Source organism: Mesorhizobium sp. B2-5-3 (genome assembly GCF_006441005.1).
In the GTDB taxonomy this organism is placed as follows: Bacteria; Pseudomonadota; Alphaproteobacteria; order Rhizobiales; family Rhizobiaceae; genus Mesorhizobium.
Map to the genome: position 1 here is coordinate 238,651 of NZ_VFUS01000007.1, position 24,112 is coordinate 262,762.

Below are 24,112 nucleotides of genomic sequence, written 5' to 3' on the forward strand. Positions count from 1 at the left end.
AAACGGCCGCGGGGAAAACCGATGCTCGAACAAAGGGAAGGAGCAGCGGCGCCGGACCCGCTGCCCGGTGTTGCCCATACGCGATGGCGCGAACATTTCCCAGGATTAGCCGGCGGATTTCCAATCACGGTGCTTGCAATAGCCGCGCGGGCCGCTAAAAGCCCGGTTAAAGGGCGTAGGCGAGTCTGTTGGGGCTCTCCATCCTCCACCAGGAACGGTGCATGAAACTCTTCGCGGGCAATTCCAACAGGGTGCTGGCCGAGGCGGTCGCCCGCTATCTCAACATCCCGCTGGGCAAGGCCAGCGTCAGGCGCTTCGCCGACCAGGAAATCTTCGTCGAGATCCAGGAAAACGTGCGCGGCGAGGATGTCTTCATCCTGCAGTCGACTTCCTTTCCGACCAACGATCACCTGATGGAACTGCTCATCATGATCGACGCCTTCATGCGCTCGTCGGCCAAGCGCATCACGGCGGTGATCCCCTATTTCGGCTATGCCAGGCAGGACCGCCGCGCCTCCGGCCGCACGCCGATCTCGGCCAAGCTGGTCGCCAACATGATCACCCGCGCCGGGGTCGACCGCGTGCTCACGCTCGACCTCCACGCCGGCCAGATCCAGGGCTTCTTCGATATTCCGACCGACAATCTGTTCTCGGTGCCGGTCATGGCCCGCGATGTGAAAGCGAAATACAAGCAGCTCGGCAACGTCGTCGTGGTGTCGCCCGACATTGGTGGCGTGGTGCGTGCACGCGCGCTGGCCAAGCGCTTCGACGCACAGCTCGCCATCGTCGACAAACGCCGCGAGCGTCCCGGCGAATCGGAAGTCATGAACATCATCGGCGCGGTCGCCGGCAAGGACTGCCTGCTGATCGACGACATCGTCGATTCCGGCGGCACGCTGTGCAACGCCGCCGATGCGCTGCTGGCCAACGGCGCCACCAGCGTCACCGCCTATATCACTCATGGTGTGCTGTCGGGCGGCGCGGTCACCCGCATCAGTGGCTCCAAGCTGCAGGAACTGGTGATCACCGATTCCATCCAGCCGACCCAGGGCGTGCTCGACGCCCCCAATATCCGCGTCATCTCGATCGCCGACCTGATGGGCGAAGCCATCTCGCGCACGGCAACCGAGGAATCGGTGTCGAGCCTGTTCGACTAATTGTCGATCCGGGCGGGCGCGTAGCGCAGCAAAACCGATTACAACGTGCAATCAGTGCTCCTGCAAATGGACCTTAGACCGAAGGTTGGCGCATCAGCTTGATGCCATCGGCATGCCCCAAGCGGCGATCGGACCGCCTATGCGCCGCGGGTTTTCGCCGGCATCTCGCGCACCGCGCATATAGCCGCGCGGCGAGGCGCCCAGCATGCGCTTGAACATGGTGATGAAGGCCGGCACGCTGTCATAGCCGAGATCGAGCGCCACCCGGGTGATCGGCTCCCCATCGGCGAGCCTCGGCAGCGCCGCGAACAGGCATGCTTGCTGGCGCCATGTCGACAGCGACAGTCCGGTCTGGCGATGAAAGGCGCGCGTGAAGGAGCGTCGGCTCATGCCGGCGGCGTCCGCCCACTCGTCGATCGTCGCGCGCGGCGACGGTGCCGCCACGAAACGCCGGCACAGCGCCGCCAGCCTGGGATCGGAGGGGAACGGCAGGCCAAGCGGCCGCTCCGGCAAAGTCGGAATTTCGTGCAGCAGGAGATTCATGATCAGCCCGCCACGCCCTTCCAGCACGCCGCCTTGCGGCAGTTTTTCCGATTCAACGATCAGGCTGTGCATCAGGTCGGTGACGCCGACGACGCGCAAGCCTTCCGGCAGTCCGGGGATCGCTCCCGGCATGACATAGACCGAGCGCATCGAGACATCGCCCAGCATCTCGACGGAATGCTCGGTGCCCGCGGGGATCCACATGGCGTGATCGGGCGGCACCATCCAGCGCCCGTGCCGCGTCGTCACCAGCACGACACCGACCAGCGCATGCAGCAACTGGCTGCGGCTGTGGCGGTGCCGCGGCACATGGTAGCCGTCGGGATATTCGGTCGGCAACGCCACCGCCGGCCCGGCCACTTGCTCCAGCCATAGCCAGCGACGCTCGTGCAACTGCTCGAGGTCGGCATTGCCAGCGTGAAAAATTTCCCTGCCATGCGGCATAAGCTATGGCCCACTTGCGAAACTATTGGACCAAACCACGAAAGAAGTCGTCCCGCAAGCGGCCTATAAGCCATCCGTTCCCAAGGCGGCCGCAGGAGCGTCCGCCAGCTTGCCCGCGGGTATGCCCGCCAAAAAGACTACGGAGCCTGCCTTGACCGATACGACAGCCGTCGCCCCTCCCGCGACCGCCAGCCATGCTTCAGCCCAGGCGACGGCCTTCACCGTCATCCTGGCGGTGAGTTTTTGCCATTGCATCAACGACATCATGCAGTCGCTGCTATCGGCCATCTATCCCCTGTTGAAGGAGAATTACGGCCTCGATTTCTGGCAGATCGGCCTTCTGACCTTCACCTTCCAGGTGACTGCGTCGCTGCTGCAGCCGGTGATCGGCATGATCACCGACAAGCGGCCAATGCCCTATTCCCTGCCCTACGGCATGGCCTCTTCGCTGATCGGCCTGATCGTGCTTGCCTATGCCGGCCACTACACGCTGCTCCTGATCGGCGCTTCGCTGATCGGCATCGGCTCGGCGATCTTCCATCCGGAATCCTCGCGCATCGCCCGCTTCGCCTCAGGCGGCCGCTTCGGCCTGGCGCAGTCGCTGTTCCAGGTCGGTGGCAATTTCGGCCAGTCCATGGGACCGCTGCTGGCGGCATTTATCGTCGTGCCTTTCGGCCAGACCAGCATTTCATGGTTCGCCGTCGGCTCGCTTATCGGCATCGTCGTGTTGTGGCAGGTCGGCGGGTGGTACAGCCGCTTGCGCGCCACGCAGGCGAACCGCAAGACGTCCAGTTTCGTCTCGCCCTTCCCGCGCCGCAAGGTGATGGGCGCGCTGGCCGTGCTGACGCTGCTGGTGCTGACCAAGAACGCCTACATCGCCAGCCTCTCCAGCTACTACACCTTCTACGCCATCCATAAGTTCGGCGTCTCGGTGCAGATGTCGCAGGTCATGCTGTTCCTGTTCCTCGGCGCCTCGGCGCTGGGCATCCTGCTCGGCGGTCCCTTCGGCGACCGCTATGGACAGAAGGCGATGATCTGGTTTTCCATCGTCGGCGTGCTGCCCTTCACGCTGGCGCTGCCCTACGCCAACATGGAATGGACGATGGTGCTGACGGTGCTGATCGGCCTGATCCTGTCGTCGGCCTTCTCCAACATCGTCGTCTTCGCGCAGGAACTGGTGCCGGGCCGCGTCGGCATGATCGCCGGCATCTTCTTCGGCTTCGCCTTCGGCGTCGGCGGCATAGCGGCAGCCGTGCTCGGCATCGTGGCCGACATGAAGGGCATCGACTTCGTCTTCCAGATCTGCTCGTATTTACCGTTCCTGGGCCTGTTGACGGTGTTCCTGCCCAATATGAAGGAAGCACGGAAGGCCTAGCCTGGGAAAGCGCCTCGACACGTGCGAGCGCGTCGAGGCCTCAGTGCAGGCCGAATTCGCGCAGCAACTCTTCACGGTGGCGCACGAAGCGGCTTTCGCTGCGATCACGGGGGCGCGGCAGGTCGACGGTGATCAGACGCGCCGCGCCGCCTTTCTCCTTGGGCAGGATCAGCACTCTGTCGGCGAGATAGATCGCCTCCTCCAGGTCGTGGGTGACCATGACCATGGTGACGTTTTCCTCGCTCCAGATGCGCGCCAGTTCCTCCTGCATGGAGATCTTGGTCATGGCGTCGAGGGCGCCGAGCGGCTCATCGAGCAGCAGGATCTCGGGCTGCACCGTCAGCGCCCGGGCGATGCCGACGCGTTGCGCCATGCCGCCCGAAAGCTGCCGCGGGTAAGCATCGCTGAACTCGGCAAGACCGACCAGCGCTATGTAGAAGCGCGCCCTCTGCTCGGCCTGCGCCTTGGGCACGCCGCGAACTTCGAGGCCGAAGGCGACATTGCCAAGCACGCTCAGCCAGGGCAGCAAGCGCGGTTCCTGAAAGATCACCGCCCGCTCCGCGCCGACGCCTTTTATTTGCTTGCCGTCGATCGCAACGGCGCCTTCGTCGGCGGTTTCCAACCCGGCAAGGATGCGCAGCAATGTCGTCTTGCCCGATCCGCTGGCGCCGACAATGACCAGGCACTCGCCGGAGCTGATGTCGAGATTGAGCGAACGCAGCACGGCGAGCGAGCGCCCGCCGAGCGCAAAGGACTTCGACAGGTCGCGGATCGTGACCTCGCCGCGTGCGGTGGCCATGCTGGGTGCCTCCTTGCTCAATTGGTCTTGCTTTCGCCTGGTCGGTAGAGGATGTCGGCAGCCTTGAGCTTGCCTTTCGGCAGGCGGCCGTCGCGCTCGAGCACAGCCACCCAGAAGTCGATGTCGCGGTCGGTCGCCACCGCCTTCTCACGCAGGCCGAAACCCGTCCAGTAGCGCGCCAGTTCGCCGTTCTCGCCGCGTTTGTCGAGGATTTCGGCCAGCACCTTGCGCGCCTCGTCGGGATTCTGTCGCGACCAGTCGGCCGCACGCGCGGACTGTTCGACGAAGTTCTTGGCGGCGTCGCGATTGGCGACGATGAAATCCCGCCGCAGCACGACGAAGCCGCCAGCGATCTCGCCCAGCACGTCGGCGTCGTTGAACACGCCGCGCACACCGCCATTGGCCACCAGGGCACCGGCGAAAGTCGCCTGCCAGTAGCCGAGCCCGGCGACATCGACCTGATGCGAGCGCAACGTCTGCTCGAGTTGCGGCCCCGGCACCACGACGAGCTTCGCGGCGTCCGGCGGCAGGCCGACGCTGTGCAGCGCCTCACGCACCGCGTAGTCGAGATGGGCGCCGAGCGTGTTGACGGAGATCGTCTTGCCGGCGATGTCCGCGATCGACCTGATCGGGCTGTCCTCCAGCACATAGAAGACGCTTTTGACCTGGCTGTTGATGCCGTTGCTCGGATAGGCGGCGACGAAGTCGTTGCCGCCGGCGATCGAGTTGATCACGGCCGGCGTGGCGGCCGAACCCAGGTCGACGCTGCCGGAGGCGAGCGCAAACAGCGATTCCGGGCCGCCGCCGGCATAGCCGACATTCTCGAGCTCGATGCCGAGGCCCTTGAAGTAGCCGAGTTGGTCGGCAAGCTCATGCGGCGAGATGCTGCCGCGGCTGGCGAGATAGCGTATCTTGACGGAAGCGGCCTGCGAGCGCGCGATCGATGGTAGCCCGACGGCGATGATGCCGGCGGCAAGAGGGGCGCGCAGAAGCAGCGAGCGGCGTGTGATGGTCATGATCCGGCCTTTCACTTTTCAAAAATGACGATGATGGGGGCGGCTGTTCAGCCGGCGGAACTGCTCCAGCGGCAAAGCCGCCGCTGCAGGCTGACCAGCACCTGGTTCGCGATCAGGCCGAGCGCGGCCAGGATGACGATCGACGCGAACATCAGCGGGATCTGGAAATTGTACTGCGCGTTCATCACCTGGAAGCCGATGCCTTTGTTGGCGCCGATCATTTCCGAGGCAATCAGCAGCAGCAGCGCGGTGGTCGCGCCGAGCCTCAACCCGACGAAGATCGAAGGCACGGCGCCCGGCAGCACGACGCGCCGGAATATGGTCAGCCGCCGGGCGCCGTAGACGCGCGCCATTTCGAGCAGCTTCGGATCGACCTCCTTGACGCCGCTGATCGTGTTGAGCAGCAGCGGAAACAGCGTTGCCCAGAAGATGACGAACACTTTGGAGGCTTCGCCTAGCCCCAGAAGCAGGATGAAGACGGGATAGAGCGCCAGGGCCGAGGTCTGCCGGAACAGTTGCAGGATCGGATCGAGCGCCGTCTCGACGCTGCGGGTCTGACCCATGACGAGGCCGAGCGGGATGGCGACCGTAGCCGCCGCGGCGAAGGCGAGGCCGGCGCGCTGCAGGCTGATGGCGATGTCGCCGAGCAGGCTGCCCCCGGCGAGGCCCTTCCAGAGCGCTACGACGATCATGTCGATCGGCGGCAATACCGCGGCATTGACCCAGCCGCCACTCGCCGCCGCCTGCCAGAGCGCCAGGAACCCCAAAAGCACGCCATAGCGCGACAGCAGACGCGTGAGGGTTCGGCCAGCCAGGCTCAGAATATCGGCGCCGAGCCCGTTGCCGTTTTCATGCGCGCCGATGCCGGTCGGCCGTTCAATGTGCTGCAAAGTCATCGTCATGCCTTTCGCTTCAACGCATCATTCGGCGGCGAGCACGGTCGAACGGGCAACCGTCCAGGGGTTCTGCGGCCGCTTGAGGCCAAGATTCTCGCGCAGCGTCCTGCCCTCGTAAGCGGTACGAAACAGGCCGCGCCGCTGTAATTCGGGGACCACCAGGTCGACGAAATCGTCTAGCGCGCCGGGCAGCCATGGCGGCAGGATGTTGAACCCGTCGGCGGCTTCGTTGCTGAACCATTCCTCCAGCTGGTCGGCGACCTGAATGGCGCTGCCGATCACGGTGTAGTGGCCTCGTGCGGTCGCGACCCATTGATAGAGCTGGCGGATGGAGAAGTTGTGCTCGTCGGCGATCTGGCGGATCAGCGCCTGGCGGCTCTTCATGCCTTCGGTTTCGCGGCTCGGCGGCAGCGGTCCGTCGAGCGGATAGCCCCTGAGATCGAGCGTCTGCCCGGCAAGTCCGTTGAGCAGCGCGACGCCGTCCTCGGGCAGGATCAGGTCGTTCAATTGCTGATACTTGGCTCGCGCCTCTTCTTCGGTGCGGCCGACAAAGGGCGCCACGCCCGGCATGATCAGCACCTGTTCGGGATCGCGGCCGGCCGCCGCCACGCGGGCCTTGATGTCGCGATAGAATTCCTGCGCGGAGGCAAGGTTCTGATGCGCGGTGAAGATGACCTCGGCCGAGGCGGCCGCGAGCTTGCGCCCATCCTCGGACTGGCCCGCCTGCACGACCACGGGGTGGCCCTGCACCGGGCGGGGCACGTTGAGCGGCCCTTTGACACTGAAATGCTCACCCTTGTGGTCGATGTCGTGAAGCTTGTCCTTGTCGTAGAAGCGGCCCGTTTTCTTGTCGCGGATAAAGGCGTCGTCCTCCCAGCTGTCCCACAGCGCCTTGACCGTCTCGACATGCTCATGCGCTCGTGCGTAGCGCTCGGCATGGTTGGGCTGGATGTCGCGGTTGAAGTTGCGCGCCGTGTCGTCGCCCGCCGAGGTGACGACGTTCCAGCCGGCCCGGCCATTCGACAAGAGGTCGAGCGAGGCGAATTTGCGGGCAAGCGTGTAGGGCTCCTCATAGGTGGTCGAGGCCGTGGCGATGAATCCGAGATGCGTCGTCAGCGGCGCCAGCGCCGCAAACAACGTCACCGGTTCGAAACCCGCGATCTTGGCGTTGCCGCCTTCACGGGCGCCAAGCCCGACCGTCAGGTTGTCGGCGAGGAAATAGGCATCGAACAAGCCGCGTTCGGCGGTCAGCGCGAGCTGCTTGTGAAACTCGAAATTGGTCGCGCCGTCGGCCGGAGCGTCGGGATGGCGCCAGGCGGCGACATGCTGGCCGCCACCGGGTAGAAAGGCGCCGAGCTTGATCTGTCTTGATTTGATGGTCATGGCTGGGTCCCTTTGTTCGAAAACCATTTGGAGTTCAGGCGGCGAGGCCGACGCTGCGTGCCGTCCCGACGACGCGGGAAACCTCGGCAACCGCCTGCCGGGCGCGGGCATGGATGGCCTCCGACACCAGGACGCCGTCGGCGAAATCCTTGTCCGATGCGTAGATTGCGGTCGGCACGGTCAGCGCCTCGAAAAAACCGAACAGCGGCCGCAGCTGATGTTCGACGATCAGCGAGTGGCGTTCGCCGCCGCCCGTCGCGGCAAGGATGACCGGTTTCCCGCGCAACGACGACGGATCGAGCAGATCGAACAGATGCTTGAAGAGCCCGGTATAGCTGCCTTTGAAGGTCGGCGACCCCGCGACCAGCACGTCGGCGCCGACCAGTTGTTCGATGATGGCGCGGGCCGCAGGATCGAGATCGCCGAGGCGCCGAGCCGCCGGCAACGACGGACCGAGATTTTCAATGTCGTATATAGCCGAGGTCGCCCCGATGCGGTTCGCCGTCTCGCCGGCGATGTGGCTGATAAAGGCCTTGGTCTTCGATGGGCGGGTCAGGTTGCCGGATATTCCCACCACCAGCTTGTTCGTCATCGGGCTCTCCTCGCGGTCCTTATTCATTAAGACTACCGATTTTGTAGAATTAAATGAGCGAGAAGATTTCAAAACTGGCGGAATAGGGAGATTGAGTTTGCGCCGCAGCGCCCTTCAGTGGTTCGGCAGATGCGCGGTTCCGGCCAAGGGCGTCGCCATTCTCGGACGCCAGGCCGACGAGCGACAGATCCAGGTCGACCCGACCGCCGCCGCAAGCTGCCCGTCCACTGCAACGCTCGAATGAGACCCCGACCGGACGCTGGCCGAACTCGATGCCTGAACCGAGAGATCCAGCCGCTGTGCGCGGCGTTGACGAGCGATCGTTAGCCACACCCGCGCCTGGCAGCCGTCCCGAAGGATGGATTGTGCGGGGCGAGGATCAAATCGACGGCCCGCCGTGCGGGTCGGCGGGACCTGAGCCAAGCCTGATCAGGCGGATTTCAGCACGGTGAATGGGCGCTTGACGGTCCGCTTGGCCTGGAAACTCCCGGCCGGAGCGGGACGGCCGACATGAAAACCCTGGACCTTGTCGATGCCGAATTCGCGCATGAGAGCCATCTGCTCGTCCGTTTCCACCCCTTCGACCAGGATTTTGTGGCCGCGGTTTCGGACCAGGGCGACAATGTCCTGGAGCATTGCCTTGCCGTTCGGGGTGGCGCAGTCGTGAAGGAAGGAGCGGTCGATCTTCACCGTATCGAAATCGATCAGGCGAAGCCACGAGAGGCCAGCGAAGCCGGTGCCGAAATCATCAAGCCAGATCTTGATCCCCAGCAGCTTCAGGTCGCTGATGCAGCGAAGAATGTCCGAATGCATCTCCATCTCCAGCCCCTCGGTGATCTCGAAGGCCAGCCTGTTGCCGGTGACGCCGGTCTCGCCCAGGATGGTCGCGACCGACGCCGCGAAGCCGGGCGTCTTGAGCTGGATCGGAGAGACGTTGACGCTGACCACGCGCACATGATCGTGCGCCAGGAGCTCGGCGCAAACAGTCCTGATGGCCCAGCGCCCGAGTTCCAGGATGGCGCCGGTTCGCTCCGCTACGGGAATGAACAGGCTCGGCGGAACCGATGTGCCGTCCAGCATTTTGAGGCGCATCAGGGCCTCAACCGCTTCCACCCGGTCCGTCGCGACATCCTGGATCGGTTGATAGACGAGTGAAACGAGATCCTGGCCGATCGCGATCTTCAGCAAAGCCGCAATGTTCTCGCTCTCGTCGCTGCTCTGGGGATCGGTTGGGTCGAACAGCCGGGCACAGTTTCGACCGCCTGCCTTTGCGAGATAGAGTGCGCGATCGGCCTCGTGGATGATCTTCTCCAGCTTGGCACCGGTCTGCGTCCTGGTGAATGCAGCGCCAACGCTTACCGTCACAACCGAGATACCGTCGCGCCGCAATTCGTGGGTAAGCGCCAGGTTCTCGACGGTGCGGCAGATGGCTTCCGCGATATCTATGATCTGATCCTTGTTCTCCATGCGGGCCAGGACGATGAATTCTTCACCGCCGTAGCGGCCGATCGAGCCATTGTATTCCCTGATCATATCCCGGAGGGCATTGGCGACATGGATAAGGCAACGGTCGCCTTCCTGGTGGCCGTAGCAGTCATTGAACTTCTTGAAGAAGTCCACGTCGATGAGCATCGCCACGAAACTGGTGCCGACCCTTTGCCACTCCCCCCAGTAGTCCCTGAGCTTTTCGTCGATCGCCCGTCGATTCTCCAGACCCGTAAGCGGATCGGTCCGCGACAGCCGCAGCAGGGCCTTGCCGCGTTCGGTGGCTTCCTTGTGCTGGATTTTGGCTTCCAGCGCGTTCAGGAAGACGTTGTAGCGCTCCTCGTTCAGCTTCCAATTCACATAGGACGTGAATGTGAAGCACGAAACGTAGAAGGCGCCAAATACCATCTTGTATGTTACCGTGGCAGGCACAAAGTAATTCACGGCATACAAGACACACATGATGATGGTTGATGTCACGATCGATAGATTGAAACTGAACGTGAAGAACAGATTTGCACTCATCATGAAAATGGTGCCGAATACCATATAGTAGGCGACGCTTTCCTTGTCCGCGCTCATAAAGGCCGGGAACAACCAGCCGATATAGCCGAAAATGATGGCCCCGGCGCAAGTCACGTCGAGCCATTCCGTGGCCACTCCCCGGCGAAGTTGCGCCTCCAGGATCGACAGCGCGGTCACGCCGACGGCGAAGCGCGCCATGATCGTATAGGCCGCCACGTCCGGGATCAGCAGCAGATCCGTTGCCGAAAACAGGAGATAGATGGCCACGGCGATCCAAAGCCCAGGCCGGGCTTCCAGTCTTCGCTTCGCCTGGGCTTCCCTCCGGTAAAGGACGCGGAGCTCGTCGGACCCCGGCTCGTAGCGGGCTTCGTACGGCTCTACATGCGCCATGTCGGCCAGTCTGGATGACACGCGTTCGCTCTCGACAAATCCTGGTTGAAGGGGATTTTGCGTTCCAAGTTCTTTTTTGGCTTCTGCCCCCACGCGGGCCAACTCCCTGGACGCGACGGCGACTGCGCACCTCACACGACAATGCAACGGCGCGAAACAAATTTCGGTTAATTCGGGCCGGGAATCCAATGCGGCGGGTTTTAACGCGCGAACATGGTTGGCGGGAAATTAAGCATACCGTTAAAATGCGTTCGGGACGACATTGGCAAATCGAGCATTGTACGCAATAAGTTAACTGACTGTTAACTATGGAGTGCTCGAGTGCAAAGTGTCTTTGATGGCAAAAGCCTGATTACTGCCGAGATGATTGCCGGCAGTTTTCCTCGGAGAAAGCCGGAGCATCACGGCGAGGCGTTCGAAACCGCCCGCGCGGAACTCGCGCTCATTCTCCATGCGACACACCAGCAGGTCGAGGAAGAGAAAGACCCTGCCGAGATCGTTCGTCGCCTGCTGTCCTATCTCAACGCCCTGCGGGCCAAGGTTCACCCCGACGTTTGGCAGTCGTTGATCCCGGTGGCGCAGAACCATCCCATCCTTGACTACTTTCTCCAGGACCCGCTCACCCGGTGGTCATTCACCAAGCCCAGGGGCTATTCCGGCGACGCGCAGTTGCTTGACTACATCTATTGTGATCCGCACGTGGCCGAAAGCGTGGCCGGTGCCTCGGACACAGGGAAGGCACTCTACAGCCATACCAAGGACGTACCGTCCTGCGTGGCGGCGCGGGAACGACGCGATCTCTTGACCCGGTATGTCGACGAGACGGCGGACAAGAGCGGACCGCAAGCCGAGGTCCTGGCGATCGCCGCCGGTCATCTGCGCGAGGCCAATCGTTCGACCGCGTTGGCTGAGGGCCGCCTCAAGCGTTGGGTTGCGCTCGATCAGGATCCCCAGAGCGTTGGATTGATCGCGCGAGACTTCCAGGGCACCGCGGTCGAGGCCGTCGACGGCTCGGTGCGGACCGTGCTCACCAGGGGCCACAAGCTGGGCAAGTTCGACCTCATCTACGCCTCCGGCCTTTACGACTACCTCCAGCACAACGTCGCCGTGAAACTCACGAAGACTTGCCTGCAGATGCTGAAGCCGAACGGCAGGTTCCTTTTTGCCAACTACGCCGAGGGCAATCCCGACGCCGGCTATAGGGAAACGTTCATGGACTGGGTGTTGCTGCTGCGCTCCGAGGCCGACATGTGGAACATCATCAATGCCAGCGTCGACCGCAACACCGTCGAGGCGCAGGTGTTCTTTGGCGAAAACCGCAACGTGCTGTATGGCGTCATCGAAAAGCGCGGATAGGGCAATTCCAGGAAAAATGTGCAGCGGTTTTCCCGGAGAAAGTGCGTAGCGCCTTCCCGGGCAATTGCCTAAGACAAAGAACTGGAGCGGGTCGGCGATCCTATCGACGCTGAACCGCTCCAGTGACAACCTTGGACCGGCGCCGGCGTGAAGCCTCGAGCGCTTTCGGCCGGGCGAGGCGTCCCGTCCCGGACCATTGCCTTTGGATGACTGCCTTTGGCTTGCACCTCCGGCCGCCTTCCGCTATAGAGCCGCCACCCGCGTAGACACCCTTGGAGGCAACGCGGCGGAAGGCCGCCTCACCCGGCGGCTTTCGACGTTTACGGTCCAGGCCCATTGCCAACCGCAAACGCTCCAGAACAACGCGAAAGGAAGTGCCATGAGCCACGATACTTACGAGCTCAAGGCCGAAGCGCGCGAACAGGTCGGTAAGGGGTCCGCCCGTGCAGTTCGCCGCAACGGTAAAGTGCCTGCAGTAATTTACGGTGACAAGCAGCCTCCCCTGGCGATCGCTCTCACCTACAAGGACATCTACTACAAGATCCACGGCGGCGGGTTCCTGACCACGATCGCCACGATCGATGTCGACGGCAAGAAGATCCAGGTCCTGCCGAAGGACTTCCAGCTCGACCCGGTCAAGGATTTCCCTGTCCATGTCGACTTCCTGCGCATCGGCAAGGACACCGAGGTCAATGTCGACGTGCCTGTCCACTTCATCAACGAGGACAAGTCGCCCGGCATCAAGCGCGGCGGCGTGCTCAACATCGTGCGTCACGAGGTCGAGTTCCACTGCCCGGCCAATGCGATCCCGGAATTCATTACCGTCGATCTCACCGGCGCCGACATTGGCGATTCGATCCATATCTCGTCGGTCAAGCTGCCGGCCGGCGTCAAGCCCGTCATCTCCGACCGCGACTTCACCATCGCGACCGTCGCCGGTTCGTCGGCGATGAAGCCGGAGACGGAAGAGACGGTCGAGGCTGCACCTGAGGCGGCTCCCGCCGCCGAAGAGAAGTAACTTTTTCACGCCCGGAGCTGACGATGCCGCTTGTCTTTGCAGGCCTCGGCAATCCGGGCGCGAAATATGCCGCCAACCGGCACAATGTCGGCTTCATGGCGGTGGACGCGATCGCCCGCCGCCACTCCTTTTCGCCCTGGTCTAAGAAATTCCAGGGATTGATCGCCGAGGGCACGCTCGGCGGTGAAAAGATCATCCTGATCAAGCCGCAGACCTTCATGAACCTGTCCGGCCAGTCGGTCGGCGAAGCGCTGCGCTTCTACAAGCTCGGCCCCGGGGCGCTGACCGTCTTCTACGACGAGATCGACCTTGCCGAAGGTAAGCTGCGCATCAAGACCGGCGGCGGCACCGGCGGCCACAACGGCATCCGCTCGATCGACGGCCATGTCGGCAACGCGTATCGGCGTGTGCGCATCGGTGTCGGCCATCCCGGCGTCAAGGAGATGGTGCAGCATCATGTACTCGGCGATTTCGGCAAGACCGACCGCGACTGGCTGGACCCGCTGCTCGACGCGGTCGCCGACAACGCGGCGATGATCGTCAAGGGCGACGAATCCGGCTTCATGAACAAGGCCGCCCTCGCCGTTCAGGGCAAGGCCGGCGTGGAACCGGAAAAGCCGGCGCCCAAGCAGCAAAGCCACATCCGTCAGGCACGGCCGCAACAGGCGCCCGCCAAGCTGCCGGAGAGCGGCCCGATGGCCGCCATGCTGAAGAAGCTGTTCGGCAACAAGGACTGAGCTCGGGTCCATACGGCGTTACAGGGCTTGACGTTCATCACCCCTATCGCCCATAGCCCTCACCAAATCTCAAATTCCCGATAGGACCGGACAAAATGGGTTTCAAATGCGGCATCGTTGGCTTGCCCAATGTCGGCAAGTCGACGCTTTTCAACGCGCTGACGAGGACGGCCGCCGCGCAGGCCGCCAACTACCCGTTCTGCACCATCGAACCGAACACCGGCGAGGTGGCGGTGCCCGATCCGCGCCTGCAGAAGATCGCCGCGATCGGCAAGTCGAAGGAGATCATCCCAACCCGCATCTCCTTTGTCGACATCGCCGGCCTGGTGCGCGGCGCCTCGAAGGGCGAAGGCCTGGGCAACCAGTTCCTCGCCAACATCCGCGAGGTCGATGCCATCGTGCATGTGCTGCGCTGCTTCGAGGATGACGACATCACCCATGTCGAGGGCCGCATCGACCCGGTCGCCGACGCCGAGACGGTCGAGACCGAACTGATGCTCGCCGACCTCGAGAGCCTCGAACGCCGCATCGCGCAATTCCGCAAGCGCGCGTCCGGCAAGGACAAGGAAGCCTTGACCGTGCTGCCGATGATGGAGGCAGCGCTTGAGCTTCTGCAGGCCGGCAAGCCGACCCGCATCCTGCTCGACGGCATCTCGCCGGAAGACCTGCGCATCCTGCAGGGCTTGAACCTTCTGACCTCGCATCCCGTGCTCTACGTCTGCAACGTCGCCGAGGCGGATGCTGCCACCGGCAACGAGCACACCAGGGCCGTGGAGCAGATGGCCGCCGCGCAGGGCGCCCGCACCGTCGTTATTTCGGCCGCGATCGAAGCCGAGGTTGCGCAGCTCTCCGATGAGGAAGAGATGGAATTCCTGTCTTCGCTCGGCCTCGACGAGCCCGGCCTGAACAAGGTGATCCGCGCCGGCTACGAATTGTTGCAGCTCATCACCTATTTCACCGTTGGGCCGAAGGAGACGCGCGCCTGGACTGTGCACAAGGGCGCCAAGGCGCCGCAGGCGGCCGGCGTCATCCACACCGATTTCGAGCGCGGTTTCATCCGCGCCCAGACCATCGCCTACAATGATTTCGTCACGCTGGGCGGCGAAGTAGCGGCCAAGGAAGCCGGCAAGGCGCGCGACGAAGGCAAGGAGTATGTCGTCCAGGACGGCGACATCATGCTGTTCAAGTTCAACACGTGATCCTTCGGTCATCTCCGCAGGGACCACAGGCCGGAGTGTGAACAGACCAAGCCGGGTCGCATTCCCGACAGGTAAGGCCGTGCACGGGCTGCCCTCGCTAGGCCTTTCCGCTATTGGCTCAGTGAACGCGGAAGGGGACCATATGAAAAGGACCATCCCGACCCTGATCGGTTTCTCGGCCATTCTGACCTGGTCGTTCCTTGCGCTGCTGTCGACCGCCGCCGGGCCCGTCCCGCCTTTTCAACTGGCCGCAATGACGTTTCTGCTGGGAGGCTCAGTCGGGGCGGCCAGCTGGATTGTCCGCCCGTCGGCGCTCAAGTCGCTGCGGCAGCCATGGCAGGTCTGGGCAATCGGCACGGCAGGGCTGTGCATCTATCACTGCGCGTACTTTTTCGCCATCCAGTCCGCCCCGCCCGTCGAGGTGAGCCTGATTGCTTATCTCTGGCCATTGCTGATCGTCGTCTTCGCCGCTTTCCTGCCGGGAGAGCGGCTGAGGTCTCACCACATAGCCGGTGTGATGCTCGGCCTGGCGGGTGCCATCGTCGTCATCACCAAAGGCGGCAGCGTGGGCCTTGCTGACGGCGTGAAGCCGGGCCACGTCATTGCCCTGTTCTGCGCCTTCGTCTGGTCCGGTTATTCCGTCCTGTCGCGCCGTTTCGGCCAGGTGCCGACCGATGTGGTGGCGGTGTACTGCCTGATCACCGCGGCCGTCGCCTTCACTCTCCATCTCGCGCTCGAGATCACTGTCTGGCCGCAGACAATGACGCAATGGAGCGCTATCGTCATTCTAGGCGTGATACCGCTCGGCGCCGGCTTCTACGCATGGGACTATGGCTGCAAGCATGGAGACATCATGATCCTGGGCGCGCTTTCCTATGCCGCGCCGCTGTTCTCCGTGATCGTGCTGCTGCTGGCCGGATTCGGTATCTTTCACTGGTCTGTTGCGCTCGCTTGCGTCCTGATCACGGTCGGCGCGGTGATCGCCGCCAAGGACGTGTTGCTGAAGGCGCAAAAACAACCTCTTACCGAGGAACCATCGCGCGCATAGGGCCCGATCTGAGACTGCGACGTGGCTACTGCCCCACCACCGCCCGTCCACTCACCCAGACAGCGGCGATGTTGGCGCGTGCCGCGTTGAGCACGATCTTCTGGAAGACATCGTCGAGCGTGTCGTCCGCCATGCTGACATGAATGTTCGAGGCCTTCGCCGTCGTGTCGATCAGCAGCGCATCGAATTCATGGCCGACGCGAAAGCTGCCCGTCGGCAGGTCGAGCGCTTCGGCACCGCCGGCGGTGGCCAGCCAGAACGCCTCCTGATGCGTGATCGGCGCGCCGGGCGCGCCGCGCTGCGCTGCGTCCATGCCGGGATGGACACCGCTCTGCAGCGTCCTCGAGGCTGACAGCGCATGCCGGCAGCCGTCGAAGAGCGACGGGCTGTAGCCGCCGGAAATGTCCGTCCCGAGCCCGACATGCATGTGCCGGTCCAGCGCGTCGCGCAGCGGAAACACCGCATTGGCGAAATAGAAATTGGACAGCGGGCAATGCGCGACGCCAGCCCCCTTCCCCTTGATGAGGTCCATATCCTGCCCGTCGATGAAGTTTGAATGCGCCAGAATGGTGCGGCGCGTCAGCAGGCCGAAATCGTCCAGGCTAGCCGCGTCGGTGCGGCCGAAGCGCGTCTCGACGAATTCTTTCGCCCAATCGCTCTCTGAGCAATGTGTCTGCACGTGGCAGCCGAACTCGGAAGCGAGTTCGCCCAGGCCTTGCAGCGCCGCATCCGTGCAGCTGGGGATGAAGCGCGGCGTGATCACCGGCCGGACCAGCGGTCTTTCGCCGGTATCCAACGATCTGACCGCCTCGATGAAGCGTCTGGTGTCGGAAATGGCGCTTGCCGCGTCGGCATCGCGATAGAAAGACGGGCACTGCTCGGGATCGTCCATCGCCACCTTGCCGACCAAAGCGCGCTGGCCCTTTTCGAGGCATATCTCGGCAAGCGCCAAGCTGGCCTCGACATGGACGGTGGCAAAATAGAGCGCCGTGGTGGTGCCGTTGGCGAGAAGATTGTCGACCAGGTCGGCATAGACCTCGCGGGCGTAGCCGGTGTCGGCATAGCGCGCCTCGAGCGGAAACGTATATTTTTGCAGCCAGACCTCGAGCGGCACGTCCAGTGCCTTGCCCATTTGCGGCCATTGCGGCGCGTGGATGTGCAGGTCGATCAGGCCGGGCAGCAGGAACTGGCCTTTGCCGAGCTCCACTAGGCTGCCCGCCTGGCGGGCATCGCTCTTCCTCGCCGCGTATTCGGGATGGCCGGGTGCGACAATCTCCGCGATCCGTCCCTGTGCATCGATGCTGAACAGATGGTCCTTCAGCACCTCCAGCCGGCCGCGCTCCGGCGTGTGGAAGGCGGTGCCAAGCAGCGTGAAGGCCTCTCTTGTCATGGATCGCTCCGGTTGCGCTGGCGCGTGTGGCCGTTATTGCATGGCGCGCAAGAAAACAGTTGGCAAACCTTTGCGCCGCTGTCCTTTGGCGCCGACTGATCCCATGATCGGCCGGGAAATTCCAGAGGGGACATCATGGAACGCACTGCACCGGAAATCACTTTGATTGCTCAGCCGGACGATCCGCTGCCACTGGGCAAGGCCGCCCTGCTCGGCCTCCAGCACGTGCTGGCGATGGATGTTTACATCGTGCCGTTCATCATCGCATCGGTCCTGGCCTTCAGCGCGGGCGATGCCGGCGCCTTCATCCAGTCGGCTTTCGTCGCGGCGGGCATCGCCACCCTGATCCAGTCGCAGCTTCTGATGCGCCTGCCGGTGGTGCAGGGGCCGTCCTTTGTGCCGATCGGCGCGGTGCTGGCTATCGCCTTCGGCGCCGGCGGCGGCATTGCCGGTCTTTCCGCGGTGATCGGAGCGCTCATTCCCGGCGCCATACTGGTCATGCTGCTCGGTTCGCCCACGGGAATCTTCCATCGCTTGGTGGACCGCTTTGTTCCGCCCATCGTCGGCGGCGCCATCATCATCGTCGTCGGCATCGCGCTGATGCCGGTCGCACTCCGCGAAAGCGTGTTCGCGGTCCACGGCACTGCCACCGTCGGCGGCAATATCATCCTTGCCTTTGTTGCGGCGGCGGTGCTCGTCGGCTGCATGCTGACCGGCATGGCGCTCGGCGCGAAGGGCGCCTGGCTGCGCCTGCTCTCCGTAATCATCGCACTTGTGGCCGGCTGCGTGGCCGCCGCCTCCATGAGCCAACTCAACATGGGAGCGGTCTCCGAGGCGACCTGGTTTTCGATGCCGCGCGTCGCATTCCTCAACCTCGACGTGACGTTCTCGCTCTCGGCGACGCTCACGATGCTCATCGTCTATATCGTGGTCCTCGCCGAAACCACCGGCACCTGGTTCGCGGTCGGCGCCGTCATCGACAAGCCCCTGTCGAACGAACAGCTCGACAGGGGCGCCACCGGCGAAGGCCTCGGCTGCCTGGTCAGCGCACTGCTTTGCAGCACGCCGGTCACCGGCTATTCGTCGAATGCCGGCATCATCGCCATCACCGGTATCGCCAGCCGCGCCGCCTTCGCCGCGGCAGGCATCTTCCTGATCCTGTTCGGACTGATCGGCAAACTGTCGGCGGTGATCGCCTCGATCCCGGGCCCGGTCATCGGCGGCGTGTTCGGCGTGCTCTGCGTCGTCATCGCCATGAACGGGTTCCGCGTCGTGCGCGGCACGCCGCTGACGGAAAGGAACATGCTGGTCGTCGGCCTGCCGATCCTGATGGCCCTGTTTGCTACGCTTGCGCCGCCGGATTTCGTCAAGACGCTTCCCGATATCGTGCAGTACATTCTGGGCTCGTCCATCGCCTTTGGCGCCGTCTGGGCCATCGTGCTGCACCAGATCCTGCCGAGCGCCCGATAGGGGCATTCGCAGGCCGGCCCCCGCGGTTCCGGCCTGCTCTCCACGATAAGCCCGAAGCGCGGTCGATGACCCGACCCGTCGAAGCTTTCATGCTGCCGGCTGCTCGACGAATTTTCTGAGCGCCCCTGGTGTCGGCCCCAAGTCCGGCGTGTCTTGATTTTGTCATGCCGCAAGTCTAAGCGGCGGGCACAGGCTCGGCGCACGAAGGCTAGTGCGATCCGATACGACGCAGCAATCCGAACGCGCTTTCCGGCTGGGAGATCTGGCGATGATCAAGGCTTTCGTCGTGGACAATGATCGCCTGCGTCTCACGGACGATCTCTTGGCCAATGGCGACAAGGTCGTCTGGGCCGATCTCTTCAATCCGACCAAGGACGAAGAGGCAACAATCGAGAATTGGCTTGGCATCGCCATTCCGACCCGCGAGGAGATGGAGGAGATCGAGATTTCCAGCCGCCTCTATATCGAGGACGGCGCCTACTTCATGACCGCCACCTTGCCCGCCCAGACCGACGTCGACGATCCCCTGATCTCGCCGGTCACCTTCGCGCTCGCCGGCAACAGGCTGGTCACCGTGCGCTATCACGAACCGAAAGCGTTCAAGACCTTCCCCTTGCGCGCCGAGAAGGTAGCGACCGGCTGTACCAGCGGCGACACCATCCTGATCGGCCTGTTGGAAGCGATCGTCGACCGGCTCGCCGACATCCTCGAGCGCGCCGGCCGTGACGTCGAAGCGATCTCGCGCGACATTTTCGAGGCGCGATCGACCAAGGTGTCGAAGCGCAACCGTGATTTCCAGGAACTCTTGAAGGGCATCGGCCGCAAGGAGGACATCGCTTCCTCCGTGCGCGACAGCCTGATCTCCTTGCAGCGGCTGGCCGGCTTCCTCGCCCATGTCGCGACCCAGGCCAAGATGAGCAAGGATGTCCGCGCCCGCATCAAGACCTTGTCGCGCGACGTGCTTTCTCTTGCCGACCACGCCACCTTCCTGTCGCAGAAGATCTCCTTCCTGCTCGACGCCACGCTCGGCATGATCTCGATCGAGCAGAACGCCATCATCAAGATCTTCTCGGTCGCCGCCGTCATCTTCCTGCCGCCAACGCTGGTCGCCTCGATCTACGGCATGAATTTCGACGTCATCCCCGAGCTCAAATGGGAGCTCGGCTATCCGTTCGCGATCGCCATGATGGTTCTGTCGGCGATCCTGCCCTTCTGGTATTTCCGCCGCCGCGGCTGGTTATGATCGCAACGGCCGGCCGGGCGCCCGCGGCTGGCTCACCAGAAAGGGCTTGACCAAACGCCGTCCGGCCTGCATCCGGGTTTGCCGATCCATGTGGATCGCACGTTCTGCAACCGGATTCCACGCCATGACTGGAAAGACATGGGCCTATGAGGACTTCGTTGAAGGAGCCTCGTTCGACCTCGGCACCAAACAGGTGAGCGCGGCCGAGATCATCGAGTTCGCCAGCGAATTCGATGCCCAGCCGATGCATCTCGACGAGGAGGCCGGCAAGGCAAGCATCCTGGGCGGCCTCTCGGCCTCGGGCTGGCATACCTGCGCCATGTTCATGCGCATGCTATGCGATGCCTTCCTGCTGGACTCGACCTGCCAGGGCGCACCCGGCGTCGATCAGGTCAAATGGAAGAAGCCGGTGCTGGCCGGCGACACGCTCAAGGGCAGCCTCGTCGTCCTGGCCAAGCGTCCTTCGAAATCGAAGCCGCAGCTCGGCTTCGTGACCATGCGCAGCGAGCTGCTCAACCAACGCGGCGAAAGCGTCTTCGAGCTCGAGAATTCCGTCATGTTCCTCACGCGCAATGCCGCAGGGAGCCTTGCATGATGCTGGACGAATTCTTCCGCGTCGGCACCACCGTCACGCTGGGCTCGCATACGTTCGAAGCCGAGGCGATCAAGGCCTTCGCCCGCAAATACGACCCCCAGGTCTTCCACGTCGATGAGGATGCCGCGAAGAAGAGCGTGCTGGGCGGGCTGTGTGCGTCCGGCTGGCATACCGCCGCCACCTGGATGAAGCTCAACCTCGAAACCCGCATGGACGCCGAGTGGACCGGCCCTGGCCCGACGCCCGAATTCGGCCCCTCGCCTGGCTTCAAGAACCTGAAATGGCTGAAGCCGGTCTATGCCGGGCAGACCGTGACCTTCACCCGCACCGCCCTTTCCCACCGCCCGATCGCCTCACGTCCGGGCTGGCGGGTGCTGACCTTGCGCTCGGAAGCCTTCGATTCGACCGGCGACAAGGTACTGGAGTTCGAGAGCGCCGTGCTGGTCAAGGTGGAGTAGGCGCCTCTTCCTTCTCCCCAGGGGGAGAAGGAAGAACTGTTCTCTCAATGCCCCTCGAACCCGATCAGCGTCCGCACCGGCACGCCGAGCGCTTCCAGCTTGGCGCGGCCGCCGAGATCCGGCAAGTCGATGACGAAGCAGGCGGCAAGGATATCGGCGCCGATCTGGCGCAGGAGATTCACCGCCGCCTCCGCCGTGCCGCCGGTGGCGATCAGATCGTCGACCAGGATCACTTTCTCGCCCGGCGACACGCCGTCCTTGTGCATCTCCATCTCGTCCAGCCCGTATTCCAGGCTGTAGGCGACGCGCACTGTCTCATAAGGCAGCTTGCCTTTCTTGCGGATCGGCACGAAACCGGCGGAGAGCTGATGGGCGACGGCGCCGCCGAGGATGAAGCCGCGCGCTTCGATGCCGGCGATCTTGTCGATCTTCTCGCCGGTATAGGGATGCACCAGCTCATCGATGGCGCGGCGGAAAGCGCGCGCGTTGCCAAGCAGCGTGGTGATGTCGCGGAACAATATGCCGGGCTTGGGATAGTCCGGAATGGTGCGGATGGCCGCCAGCAGCGTGTCTTCGAGCGAAGGTTTCATGAGGCGGCTCCGGGTGGTCCAGTTTCGGCGGAAAGGCGTGAAATGGCGCAGCGCCAAATCCTAACCCGGCGCGACCGACAACGGCTAGCGCGATGTGGCGGCCGAGACAAGCGCATCCGGCGAAAGGAGCATATAGGTCCAAGGGCTTGCCTCTGCCTGCGCTGCGATCTTTCGCATCGAAGCAATGGCCATCTACCGAAAACGCAAATTCCGGCGGGTCAACTGTTCGATCGAGCTGCACCCCATCAGCTTCATGCCGCGTTCGATCTCGATGCGCATCTGTTCGAGCGCCCGTTCGACGCCAGGCTGGCCCGCCGCCGCCAGCGGAAACAGATAGTAGCGTCCGACGCCGACGGCCTTGGCGCCGAGCGACAGCGCCTTGAGCACATGCGTGCCGCGCTGCACGCCGCCATCCATGATGACGTCGATCTGGTCGCCGACCGCATCGACGATCTCGGCGAGCTGGTCGAAAGCCGCGCGCGAACCGTCCAGCTGCCGGCCGCCATGGTTCGACAGCACGATGCCCTTGCAGCCGATCTCGACGGCGCGCCTGGCATCCTCCACCGACATGACGCCCTTGAGGCAGAACGGTCCCGGCCAAAGCCTCACCATCTCGGCGACGTCGTCCCACGTCATCGACGGATCGAGCATTTCGGTGAAGTAGCGGCTGATCGACATCGTGCCGCCGCCCATGTCGATATGCTCGTCCAGCTGCGGCAGCTTGAACGCCTCATGCGTGAAATAGTTGATCGCCCAGGCCGGCTTCATCGCGAACTGCGCCATTCCCGCCAGGTTGAGCTTGAAGGGAATCGCAAAACCGGTGCGCTTGTCGCGCTCGCGGTTTCCCCCGGTGATGCTGTCGACGGTCAGCATCATCACTTCGACGCCGATCTCCCGTGCCCGCTGCATCATCGCCCGGTTGAGGCCGCGATCGCGATGGAAGTAGAACTGATAGACCTGCGGGCCGCTGCTGATTTTTCGGACTTCCTCGAGGCTGACCGTGCCGAGCGAGGAAACTCCGAACATGGTGCCGTATTTTGCAGCGGCCCTGGCGACCGCCCGTTCGCCCTGATGGTGGAACAGCCGCTGGAGAGCGGTCGGCGAACAGTAGAACGGCATCGCCAGCTTCTGGCCCATGACGGTCACCGACATGTCGATCTCGTTCACCCCGCGCAGCACGTTGGGAACGAGATCGCAGGTTTCGAAGCTCTCGGTGTTGCGGCGATAGGTGATCTCGTCGTCCGCCGCGCCGTCGATGTAGTTGAAGATCGGCCCCGGCAGCCGCCGCTGCGCCATGCGGCGGAAATCGGAGAAGTTGTGGCAGTCGCTGAGCCGCATCATGGAACCCCAAACGCCCTATAGGCGGCAAAGCTTTCGCCGCCGTCGGGGCGTCGAATAGCAATCGCCTGCCGCGCTGCCAACCGGCTTGTTCGACAACAAAGCGATCACCTCACGCGCCAGCCTCTTCGGCAAGCAAAAAGGGCGCTTCGCGGGCGCCCTTTCTTCAATCTCCGGCCGCGCGGCTTAGTGCGCGACTGCTTCCCAAACCTTGCGCTTGGTCATGTAGACCAGTGCGCCGAACAGGAGCAGGAACACCAGCACCCGGAAGCCGGTTTTCTTGCGGGCTTCCATATGCGGCTCAGCCGCCCACGCCAGGAAAGCGGCGACGTCGCGGGAGTACTGGTCGACGGTCTGCGGCGCGCCGTCGTCATAAGTCACCTGGCCGTCGGAAAGCGGCTTGGGCATCTTCAGCGACACGCCGGACATGAAGTACGGATTGTAGTGCGTGCCTTCCGGGATGACCATTCCAGCCGGAGGCGTCTGGTCGTAGCCGGTCAGCAGCGAGTGGATGTAGTCAGGGCCGCCGGCATCATACTGGGTGAAGATGTCGAAGACGAACTGCGGAAAGCCGCGCTCCACGCCGCGCGCCTTGGCCAGCAGCGACATGTCGGGCGGGGCTGCGCCGCCATTCGAGGCTGCCGCGGCTTCCTCATTGGCGAACGGCGCCGGGAAATGGTCGGACGGCTTGCCGGGACGGTCGAACATGTCGCCGGCGTCGTTGGGGCCGTCATGGATGGTGTACTCGGCCGCCAGCGTCTTGATCTGTGCGTCGGAATAGCCGAGGTCCGAAAGCGTGCGGAATGCCACCAGGTTCATCGAATGGCAGGCCGAGCAGACTTCCTTGTAGACCTTGAGGCCGCGCTGCAGCTGCGCCTTGTCGTAGGTGCCGAACGGGCCGGTGAAGCTCCAGTCCATTTCCTTCGGTTCGTTGATCGGGAAATGCGTCGGCGCCGCCGCGTTATGCGCCTCTTCGGCCGCGGTCGCCCAGGTGCCCGTAGCCCCAAGGCCGGCGGCCACAAGGCCGATCAGCGCAAGCGAGGTGAGAATCTTTTTCATGCCAAA

23 protein-coding genes are annotated in these 24,112 nt (G+C 63.5%); 12 read left to right on the forward strand and 11 right to left on the reverse strand.

What is annotated here, in order from left to right:
• Positions 1–221: 221 nt before the first annotated feature.
• Positions 222–1,157: a ribose-phosphate pyrophosphokinase gene (locus FJ867_RS18645; protein WP_140496017.1), complete on the forward strand. Its 936-nt coding sequence runs from the start codon at positions 222–224 to the stop codon at positions 1,155–1,157.
• Between the two features lie 93 nt (positions 1,158–1,250).
• Here FJ867_RS18645 and FJ867_RS18650 read toward each other — a convergent pair whose 3' ends face one another.
• Positions 1,251–2,144 carry a helix-turn-helix transcriptional regulator gene (locus FJ867_RS18650; protein ID WP_140818190.1) on the reverse strand — a complete coding sequence of 298 codons (894 nt, stop codon included), beginning with the start codon at positions 2,142–2,144 and terminating at the stop codon, positions 1,251–1,253.
• A gap of 151 nt (positions 2,145–2,295) precedes the next feature.
• On the opposite strand from FJ867_RS18650, the gene FJ867_RS18655 reads away from it, so the two are divergent.
• Positions 2,296–3,519: an MFS transporter gene (locus FJ867_RS18655; protein ID WP_140666080.1), complete on the forward strand. Its 1,224-nt coding sequence runs from the start codon at positions 2,296–2,298 to the stop codon at positions 3,517–3,519.
• 40 nt (positions 3,520–3,559) lie between these two features.
• On the opposite strand, the gene FJ867_RS18660 is transcribed toward FJ867_RS18655, so the two are convergent.
• Genes FJ867_RS18660 through msuE form a run of 5 tightly spaced genes read right to left on the reverse strand, consistent with a single transcriptional unit; the run spans position 3,560 to position 8,205 of the window.
• Positions 3,560–4,318 carry an ABC transporter ATP-binding protein gene (locus FJ867_RS18660; protein WP_140649719.1) on the reverse strand — a complete coding sequence of 253 codons (759 nt, stop codon included), beginning with the start codon at positions 4,316–4,318 and terminating at the stop codon, positions 3,560–3,562.
• Positions 4,319–4,335: 17 nt separating this feature from the next.
• Entirely contained in the window at positions 4,336–5,334 is a 999-nt protein-coding gene (locus tag FJ867_RS18665) for an ABC transporter substrate-binding protein (protein ID WP_140649717.1), read from the reverse strand.
• A gap of 47 nt (positions 5,335–5,381) precedes the next feature.
• Entirely contained in the window at positions 5,382–6,230 is an 849-nt protein-coding gene (locus FJ867_RS18670) for an ABC transporter permease (protein ID WP_140496422.1), read from the reverse strand.
• 24 nt (positions 6,231–6,254) lie between these two features.
• Positions 6,255–7,613, reverse strand: a complete 1,359-nt coding sequence (locus FJ867_RS18675; RefSeq protein WP_140649715.1) for an LLM class flavin-dependent oxidoreductase — start codon at positions 7,611–7,613, stop codon at positions 6,255–6,257.
• A gap of 34 nt (positions 7,614–7,647) precedes the next feature.
• On the reverse strand, positions 7,648–8,205 hold the full coding sequence (gene msuE, locus FJ867_RS18680; RefSeq protein WP_140556085.1) for an FMN reductase: 558 nt from the start codon (positions 8,203–8,205) through the stop codon (positions 7,648–7,650).
• A 97-nt stretch (positions 8,206–8,302) separates the two neighbouring features.
• Between msuE and FJ867_RS28800 the strand changes: the two genes are divergently transcribed.
• A complete protein-coding gene (locus tag FJ867_RS28800) occupies positions 8,303–8,449 on the forward strand; it encodes a hypothetical protein (protein WP_181168390.1) in 147 nt (48 codons plus the stop codon).
• A gap of 185 nt (positions 8,450–8,634) precedes the next feature.
• On the opposite strand, the gene FJ867_RS18685 is transcribed toward FJ867_RS28800, so the two are convergent.
• Complete coding sequence (locus tag FJ867_RS18685) at positions 8,635–10,605, reverse strand: EAL domain-containing protein (protein WP_140818263.1); 1,971 nt, start codon at positions 10,603–10,605, stop codon at positions 8,635–8,637.
• Positions 10,606–10,926: 321 nt separating this feature from the next.
• Between FJ867_RS18685 and FJ867_RS18690 the strand changes: the two genes are divergently transcribed.
• The 5 genes from FJ867_RS18690 to FJ867_RS18710 all read left to right on the forward strand — a co-directional run bounded on the left by FJ867_RS18690 (position 10,927) and on the right by FJ867_RS18710 (position 15,963).
• Positions 10,927–11,961: a class I SAM-dependent methyltransferase gene (locus FJ867_RS18690; protein WP_140567070.1), complete on the forward strand. Its 1,035-nt coding sequence runs from the start codon at positions 10,927–10,929 to the stop codon at positions 11,959–11,961.
• Between the two features lie 379 nt (positions 11,962–12,340).
• The gene (locus FJ867_RS18695; protein ID WP_140496025.1) at positions 12,341–12,979 is read left to right on the forward strand and encodes a 50S ribosomal protein L25/general stress protein Ctc; all 639 of its coding nucleotides are present in this window, start codon (positions 12,341–12,343) and stop codon (positions 12,977–12,979) included.
• A 23-nt stretch (positions 12,980–13,002) separates the two neighbouring features.
• Positions 13,003–13,716 (forward strand): aminoacyl-tRNA hydrolase, encoded by a 714-nt coding sequence (pth, locus tag FJ867_RS18700; protein WP_140818192.1) that lies wholly within the window; start codon positions 13,003–13,005, stop codon positions 13,714–13,716.
• 95 nt (positions 13,717–13,811) lie between these two features.
• Positions 13,812–14,915, forward strand: coding sequence for a redox-regulated ATPase YchF (ychF, locus tag FJ867_RS18705; protein WP_140818194.1), 1,104 nt, complete (start codon positions 13,812–13,814; stop codon positions 14,913–14,915).
• Between the two features lie 142 nt (positions 14,916–15,057).
• Positions 15,058–15,963 carry an EamA family transporter gene (locus FJ867_RS18710; protein WP_140818264.1) on the forward strand — a complete coding sequence of 302 codons (906 nt, stop codon included), beginning with the start codon at positions 15,058–15,060 and terminating at the stop codon, positions 15,961–15,963.
• A 25-nt stretch (positions 15,964–15,988) separates the two neighbouring features.
• Here the strand turns inward: FJ867_RS18710 and guaD are convergent, their stop codons facing one another.
• A complete protein-coding gene (gene guaD, locus FJ867_RS18715; RefSeq protein WP_140818196.1) occupies positions 15,989–17,353 on the reverse strand; it encodes a guanine deaminase in 1,365 nt (454 codons plus the stop codon).
• 135 nt (positions 17,354–17,488) lie between these two features.
• On the opposite strand from guaD, the gene FJ867_RS18720 reads away from it, so the two are divergent.
• From FJ867_RS18720 to FJ867_RS18735, 4 genes are all read left to right on the forward strand, one after another.
• Positions 17,489–18,823, forward strand: coding sequence for a solute carrier family 23 protein (locus FJ867_RS18720; protein WP_140686087.1), 1,335 nt, complete (start codon positions 17,489–17,491; stop codon positions 18,821–18,823).
• Between the two features lie 268 nt (positions 18,824–19,091).
• Entirely contained in the window at positions 19,092–20,066 is a 975-nt protein-coding gene (gene corA, locus FJ867_RS18725) for a magnesium/cobalt transporter CorA (protein ID WP_140516906.1), read from the forward strand.
• A gap of 124 nt (positions 20,067–20,190) precedes the next feature.
• Positions 20,191–20,661: a MaoC family dehydratase gene (locus tag FJ867_RS18730; RefSeq protein WP_140516908.1), complete on the forward strand. Its 471-nt coding sequence runs from the start codon at positions 20,191–20,193 to the stop codon at positions 20,659–20,661.
• A complete protein-coding gene (locus tag FJ867_RS18735) occupies positions 20,658–21,119 on the forward strand; it encodes a MaoC family dehydratase (RefSeq protein WP_140516910.1) in 462 nt (153 codons plus the stop codon). The genes FJ867_RS18730 and FJ867_RS18735 overlap by 4 nt, the downstream gene beginning before the upstream one ends.
• Before the next feature lie 44 nt (positions 21,120–21,163).
• On the opposite strand, the gene FJ867_RS18740 is transcribed toward FJ867_RS18735, so the two are convergent.
• The 3 genes from FJ867_RS18740 to FJ867_RS18750 all read right to left on the reverse strand — a co-directional run bounded on the left by FJ867_RS18740 (position 21,164) and on the right by FJ867_RS18750 (position 24,106).
• On the reverse strand, positions 21,164–21,709 hold the full coding sequence (locus FJ867_RS18740; protein WP_140818198.1) for an adenine phosphoribosyltransferase: 546 nt from the start codon (positions 21,707–21,709) through the stop codon (positions 21,164–21,166).
• A 192-nt stretch (positions 21,710–21,901) separates the two neighbouring features.
• Positions 21,902–23,047 carry an alpha-hydroxy acid oxidase gene (locus tag FJ867_RS18745; protein ID WP_140818266.1) on the reverse strand — a complete coding sequence of 382 codons (1,146 nt, stop codon included), beginning with the start codon at positions 23,045–23,047 and terminating at the stop codon, positions 21,902–21,904.
• 186 nt (positions 23,048–23,233) lie between these two features.
• Positions 23,234–24,106: a cytochrome c1 gene (locus tag FJ867_RS18750; protein WP_140524913.1), complete on the reverse strand. Its 873-nt coding sequence runs from the start codon at positions 24,104–24,106 to the stop codon at positions 23,234–23,236.
• Between the last annotated feature and the right edge of the window lie 6 nt (positions 24,107–24,112).